Annotated in this window: 4 protein-coding genes; 2 read left to right on the top strand and 2 right to left on the bottom strand. The window is 50.4% G+C overall.

Features of this window, described 5'->3' with window-relative positions; genetic code table 11:
• Nucleotides 1-178: 178 nt before the first annotated feature.
• Nucleotides 179-1,201 carry a LacI family DNA-binding transcriptional regulator gene (locus BS639_RS20765; RefSeq protein ID WP_407690324.1) on the bottom strand — a complete coding sequence of 341 codons (1,023 nt, stop codon included), beginning with the start codon at nucleotides 1,199-1,201 and terminating at the stop codon, nucleotides 179-181.
• A gap of 220 nt (nucleotides 1,202-1,421) precedes the next feature.
• Here BS639_RS20765 and BS639_RS20760 point away from each other — a divergent pair, with 220 nt between their 5' ends.
• Nucleotides 1,422-1,619, top strand: a complete 198-nt coding sequence (locus tag BS639_RS20760; protein WP_055781938.1) for a tautomerase family protein — start codon at nucleotides 1,422-1,424, stop codon at nucleotides 1,617-1,619.
• A gap of 81 nt (nucleotides 1,620-1,700) precedes the next feature.
• Here BS639_RS20760 and fhuE read toward each other — a convergent pair whose 3' ends face one another.
• Nucleotides 1,701-3,923, bottom strand: a complete 2,223-nt coding sequence (gene fhuE, locus BS639_RS20755) for a ferric-rhodotorulic acid/ferric-coprogen receptor FhuE (protein ID WP_084984201.1) — start codon at nucleotides 3,921-3,923, stop codon at nucleotides 1,701-1,703.
• Between the two features lie 827 nt (nucleotides 3,924-4,750).
• Between fhuE and speF the strand changes: the two genes are divergently transcribed.
• On the top strand, nucleotides 4,751-6,913 hold the full coding sequence (speF, locus tag BS639_RS20750) for an ornithine decarboxylase SpeF (protein ID WP_084984200.1): 2,163 nt from the start codon (nucleotides 4,751-4,753) through the stop codon (nucleotides 6,911-6,913).
• The last annotated feature ends 26 nt before the right edge of the window (nucleotides 6,914-6,939 follow it).

Genomic DNA, 6,939 nt, shown 5'->3' with positions numbered 1-6,939 from the left:
TAATAATCAAATGAGATGTTTTTCTATTTAATAGGCTAAATATCGCCTGATCTCTTTCAGGGAATTAATGATATTGAACATTAGGATTTTATTTGGCGGATAAGAGATATTACGCAAGGATATAAGATAAAGACCGCAGACTGATTGATAAAGTCTGCGGTTTTAAGATGCTTTTAAATCAGGCAGATTCGCGGACGATGAGAGAGAAACCGATATCGATTACGCTTTCGGCAACCTCGTGACCTTCGATTTTATCCGCCAACATGTTGGCTGCCTGCTGGCCAATTTTGACTTTATCGACGCAAATAGTGGTAATGGCAGGCCGGTTATGTGCCGCAAAGTTTAAATCAGCAAAACCGATAACTTTCAGGTCCTGCGGAACCCTTAAACCGCGTGCCTCTGCCTCCATAATGGCTCCCTGCGCCAGGGTATCTGAGGTGCAAATAATGGCATCGAACGCTTTATCTTCTTCTATTAGCTGACTTAATCCGCTGCGTCCCACTTCCATATTGGCGGGTGCCGTGACGGTAATGTCGCGAATAAAGCTCCCTGGGCGGCTGCGTAAAACGTCAATCACGCCGTTTTTACGCACCTGCGCGCGACGGTCAGACGCGCAGATGAGGCCAAAGCGCGTAAAGTCTTGCTCAAGAAAATAGTGGCCGATGGCGTGACCGATTTTTTCGTGCGAGAAGCCGACCAGCATATCCAGCGGTGTTGGCGTCATATCCCAGATTTCTACCACCGGAATATTGGCGTTGAGAATCACTCTTTTTAGGTCTGAAGAGTGGTGGATCCCGGTCAACACCATGCCGTCCGGCCTGCGGGTCAGCAGGGTAGAAACAATTTCGGTTTCAGACTCTGTGGTGTAACCGACAATACAGAGCAGCATGTGATAGCCGCGCAGAGCGAGCTCGTCACCAATCGCCTGCACGGTATCGACAAACATGTTGTTATTGATTTGCGGGACGACCACGGCGATAAGCTTGGTTCGCTTGGTCGCCAAACCTCCGGCTAACATATTAGGAATATATCCGGTGCTGTTCACGGCCTCCATCACGCGAGAAATGGTGCCGGGCCGCACCACCTTCGGATTGTTAAGCGCGCGACTCACCGTCATCGGCGACAGTCCGGCAGCTCTAGCAACGTCTTCAAGCGTTGGGGAGCGGGGCTGATTTTTATCAGGATTTCTATCGTTATTCACTGCTATTTCCACTGAGTTCCAGAAGCCGACACGCATAGAAAAGGAGAATGTTTGCGCAATCATTTTATATTTTGCACATAATATCCCTGTATTACGTTAGGTTAAAGTGTTCAATTATTGTTACTAAAATTAATGTGGTCAGTTAACGGCTAGTATATTATTTTTTAAAGATTATTATTTTGATCCACGCGGATCGAAGCTCGCTTATGGGGAGAAGAACATGCCAGAAATCGTGGTTTATGCTGTAGAAGGGCGCTCTGATGAGCAAAAAGCCAAGTTGATGAAGAAGCTTACCGAGGCGGTAGTGGAATCTTTTGACGTCGATGCCGAGCGCGTGGTGGTGTCGATTGTTGAGACCAAGGCGGTCAATAAATCGCGCGGCGGTGTGCCCTTTAGCGAATTGAATAAGAAGCGATAGTTTCTGTCTACAGGCTTTTATCCTTCCTCTGCTACACACAGCCGATTAAGGGTACTTGGCCCTTATCGGCTGTGTGATTTATCAGAAGCTGTAACTCATTGAAACCGATGCGTTACGCGATTCGCCATAGACGATGTAATTGCTCAGATTGGTGTAATACGTCTTGTCGAACAGGTTGTTGACGTTGAGTTGGGCAGCAAGCTGCGGGGTAATCTGATATCGGGTGAACAGGTTGAAAAGCGCGTAGCTGCCCTGATAAATACGCACATTTTTGCCGGAAACACCGGAGGTGTCCTGATAGGTTCTGTTCTGCCAAGTCGCGCCGCCGCCCACCGTGATATCCTGCTGGACCGGCAGTTTGTAACTAGTGAACAGCTTGAATGCGGTGCGCGGCAGGTTAGTGCTTACGCCGTTGCCCTCCCCGTCTTTTATGCTATAACTGGTGCCCCCGAAGGTTACCTTCAGACTATCGGTAACTGCGCCGTTAACCTCAAATTCGACGCCTTTACTGACAGTTCCCTGCGCCGCGTAGTAGGCTTGGTCGGCGCTGCCTTCAACGTATTTACTGCCGTCTTGCTGGCCTAAATTATCCTGTTCGACGCGGAATACGGCCGCTGATGCAATCAGGCTGCCGTTGTACCAGTCAGATTTAACCCCCGCCTCGTAGCTTTTACCCTTGATAGGGTCCAGCAGTTTACCGTCAACGGTTTTGTAGTCCTGCGGCTGGAAGATTGAGGTATAGCTGGCGTAGGCCGACCAAGTTTCATTGATGTCATAAACCAGACCGGCATATGGCGTAACGTTATTTTTTTCGTAGCTGGAGCTGCCCGTGTAAATACCCGTCTCTTCGGCGCTCCATTGGGTGTAGCGCGCACCGACAATCAAACTGAGTGGGTCGGCGAGCGAGAAACGAGCGGCGCTGTAGGCGGACTTCTGACGAATAATTTCAGCAGAATAAGGCGTCATGGAATCCCAGTTGGCATCGGCCATTGAGCCGTCCCAGTCATTGAGATTGCCAATCTGTTCGGGGCTGAAGCTCGTCGTTGAGGCGTCGTAGCTGTTGTTTTGACGGCTGTACGTGACGCCGGCAATCAGCTCATGTTGGCGGCCCAGCAGTTGGAATGGACCGTTTGCCATCACGTCAACCGAGTCCAGTTTTCGTTTACCCTGATACCAGCCGCCGTAGCCGGTCGCACCGAACCCAGTGATTTTATTCGGGAAGCCGTCGAGGTACATCAGCTTAGAATCAAAGGTAGTTTCTGAATGGGTGCCGTTAGCGCGAATATTCCAGCCGTTGTCAAACTGATGGCTCAGGTCGGCGAAGACTTTTTTTGAATCGACGTTGTAGTGCGTCCAGTCCGGTGCCGGATTGAAGCTGCGCGAGAAGTTGGTTTTGCTGCCGTCGGTGTACCAGGTGGGGATCCCCCCCCAGGTAGACCCGCGCACGCGGCTCTGCTGATAGTCGTAGCCTACTGAAAGCTTGGTATTGTCGGTAATGTCGGCGTCAACCACGCCATAGATGAAGGCCTTTCTCGCCTTGTAGTTGTCGAGATAAGAATCTTTATCCTGATAACCGGCCACCACGCGACCGCGAACGGTGCCTGAATCGTTGAGCGGACCCTGCACGTCAACCACGCCGCGGCGCTTGTCCCAGCTGCCATAGGTGCCGGTGACGGTGCCGGTCCAAGTTTTGCTGTCGGCGTGTTTGCGCACCATATTGACGGAGGCGGAAGGGTTACCTGCACCTGAAAGCAGGCCAGTTGCGCCGCGTACGACCTCAATGCGGTCATAAATGGCGGTATCTTCGGTGGAGTCTCCGAAGTTCCATGCACCGGTCACATTGGTAGGTATGCCGTCAAAGGTGTAGTTATTGATTTCGAAACCGCGCGCGTAATATTGCTGGCGTTCACTGTCGGTGGTTTGGCTGTAAACGCCGACGGTTTGATCCAGTACTTCGCCAACGGTATTCAGATTTTGATCCAACATGCGCTGTTTGGTTATTACGCTGACCGACTGCGGTACGTCGCGCGGCGCCAGCGTCAGGCCGGTGCCGGCCGTGGTGGTTTTAACCGCATAGGCTTTGCCGCTATTTTCTGGCGTTGTTGCGTTAGCACTGTTGGCGGTGGCATCAACCACAATGGTGTCTGATGTAGATGAAGTCGTTTCTGCTGCGTCAGAGTGAGGCGCATATAACGCGAAACCAATGAGAACAGTGAGCACTGAGAGTGTCGATTTCCACTCTGCATGAATACGTGCAGGTTGAATTAATTTTTTGCCACGGACCTTTGACGCGCGTACCAACATGACGTTCCCCTGAATGCACTTAACCCTTTAATGGATTGATTTTATGAGTTTTATAATCCTAAAAAATATGTAGGCGGAGTAATTTTTACCCTTTTTATTCTTATTAATTTCCTGTGACATAGCGGCAAGCTGTGTATTGGGTGCAAAGATTATCAATTAATTTTCTAAATACAAACGAAAATCATAATCATTTACTCTATCACTTGTGGGGTTTGTTCAGATTGAGACTTAATGGTAGGAAAACGTGACTGATGAGAAATATATGAAGTAATCCACGCTCGCATCGTCCCCATAATCAATCATTCTTTGACAAGGTTTGATGCTTGAACCCAAGGGTAAAAGGTGCGATTATTGCGCCGATTTATTTGCATCGCACAAGTTACTTTCTTTCTTCGCGACAGCTCAAGAGGGTTGCGGCACATGACCGTTTTATCAGATTGCACTTTTAGCCAGTGCCACAGAACATTGATGACGTCGTCAGGGTGCAGTGACCTCCATAACACCTGCTTTTCTCCCGTTGTAAATCCTTTCATGCGGTAAGGCTAGCCTTTGCTCGCTGTTAGGCATTATTAAAAATAGAGCGTGACTCTGATTTTACTGATGTCTATCAGACGTGGCTAAGACCGGTAAATCGTTCTGTAACAGCTATGCTTAATAATAAGCCTTGCCTGATAAAACTCGGACATCACCCCTTAGCTAACGTCACATTGTCGGGCTGGTCTCTGCGCGTGGGTTATCCTGAAATCTGCCCCCGCGTTAATCAAACCTGCTCATTGCCGTGCCACTCTGGCACACCCTCTTACTTAACCGTTTGAGAGCCCTGTAATATGAAACAGTTAAAAATAGCAGCAAGCGCCTCCGTGGCATCCCATCTCGACACACCGCGCGGCGTAGTCAGCCTCGACAATGCGGACTATACCGACATTGCGGCAATAGTGATTTCCGTGGATGACCTTAATAACGGCAGACTGGCGGAGGTTGAAGCCTTGGGATTCAGTATCCCCGCGTTTGTTGCAGTACAGGGGGCGGAACAGGTTTCTCCAAACTTTTTGTCGGCGCTGAAAGGCGTTTTTGCGTTGGCCGATGCTAATCAGGCATTTTATGCTGCCCAGCTTGAAGCTGCCGCTGAGGAGTACGAGCAGGGCTTATTCCCGCCGTTTTTCGACACCTTGAAAAAGTATGTCGAAATGGAAAACTCCACCTTTGCCTGTCCGGGGCATCAGGGGGGCGAATTCTTTCGTCGTCATCCTGCCGGTCGCCAGTTCTTTGAATTTTTTGGCGAGAATATTTTCCGTGCCGACATGTGCAACGCCGACGTTAAACTCGGTGACCTGCTGATCCACGAAGGATCGGCGAAAGACGCGCAGAAGTATGCGGCGAAAGTGTTCAGTGCCGATAAAACCTATTTCGTGCTTAACGGCACCTCGGCGGCCAATAAAGTGGTCACTAACGCCTTGCTGACCCGCGGCGATTTGGTGTTGTTCGACCGTAACAACCATAAATCGAATCATCACGGTGCACTGCTTCAGGCGGGCGCGACGCCGGTGTATCTTGAAACCGCACGTAACCCGTTTGGTTTTATCGGCGGAATTGATGCCGCCTGTTTTGACGAGCGCTATCTGCGCAAGCAAGTTCAGCAGGTTGCACCAGAACGTGCAGGGGAAAAACGACCATTCCGCTTGGCGATTATTCAGCTGGGCACCTACGACGGGACGGTATATAACGCCCGTCAGGTAGTTGAAAAGATTGGTCATCTATGTGATTACATCCTGTTTGATTCTGCCTGGGTTGGCTATGAGCAGTTCATTCCAATGATGAAAGAGTGCTCGCCGCTGCTGCTGGAGCTTAACGAAAACGATCCAGGTATTATTGTGACCCAGTCGGTTCACAAGCAGCAGGCCGGTTTCTCGCAGACCTCACAGATTCATAAAAAAGATAATCATATCAAGGGCCAGAAGCGTCACTGTAGCCATAAAAAACTCAATAACGCCTTTATGATGCACGCCTCAACCAGTCCGTTTTATCCGCTGTTTGCCGCACTTGACGTCAATGCCCGCATGCACGCCGGCGGCAGTGGAAAACATATGTGGATGGAGTGCGTCAAGCTGGGTATCGACGCCCGTAAAATGTTGCTCAACCAGTGCTCGATGATTCAGCCGTTTGTACCCCCGACTGTTGACGGCAAGCCGTGGCAGGACCACGACACTGAACGGATGGCCAACGACGTGCGCTTCTTTGACTTTGTACCGGGCGAGCGCTGGCATGCGTTTGCCGGCTATGCCGAGAAGCAGTACTTTGTCGATCCTTGCAAACTGTTGCTGACCACGCCGGGCATTGATGCCAGCAGCGGAAAGTACACCGAATTTGGTATTCCGGCGACCATTCTGGCTAACTACCTGCGTGAAAACGGTATTGTGCCGGAAAAATGTGACCTCAACTCAATCCTGTTCCTGCTGACGCCGGCTGAAACTGAGGCGAAAATGCAGCATTTGGTAGCGGAAATTGCCCGCTTTGAGCGTTATATCGAAGAAGATGCTTTGCTAAGTGAAGTATTGCCAACGGTTTATCGTAAAAATGAAGAGCGCTATCGCGACTACACCATTCGCCAGCTGTGCCAGGAAATGCACAACCTTTATGTCAGCTTTGACGTGAAAGAACTGCAAAAAGAGATGTTCCGCGAGAAAGGCTTCCCGCAGGTGGTGATGAATGCTCAGGACGCGCACAGCGAGTTTATTCGCGACAACGTTGAGCTGGTACCTATCAGTCAGGCGGAGGGACGGATCGCGGCAGAAGGCGCACTCCCTTATCCTCCAGGTGTGCTCTGCGTCGTTCCCGGCGAGCTGTGGGGCGGTGCGGTTCAGCGTTATTTCATGGCGCTGGAAGAGGGCATAAACATTCTGCCGGGCTTCTCTCCTGAGTTGCAGGGGGTTTATGTCGAGAAAAAACCAGTGGGTTGGAAGCGTGTGATGGGTTATGTGATCGCCGAATAAATTGGTTTTATTACCCCGTCTCAATG

The organism is Rouxiella silvae (assembly GCF_002093625.1).
Lineage (GTDB): Bacteria > Pseudomonadota > Gammaproteobacteria > Enterobacterales > Enterobacteriaceae > Rouxiella > Rouxiella silvae.
Note: the sequence above shows the minus strand (reverse complement) of the source record. Positions and strands in the feature narration are given on the sequence as shown.

Bases quoted from the DNA above. Each gene is read 5' to 3' on its own strand.
- BS639_RS20760 (WP_055781938.1), top strand. From the start codon at position 1,422: ATGCCAGAAATCGTGGTTTATGCTGTAGAAGGGCGCTCTGATGAGCAA.
- fhuE (WP_084984201.1), bottom strand. From the start codon at position 3,923: ATGTTGGTACGCGCGTCAAAGGTCCGTGGCAAAAAATTAATTCAACCT.
- speF (WP_084984200.1), top strand. From the start codon at position 4,751: ATGAAACAGTTAAAAATAGCAGCAAGCGCCTCCGTGGCATCCCATCTC.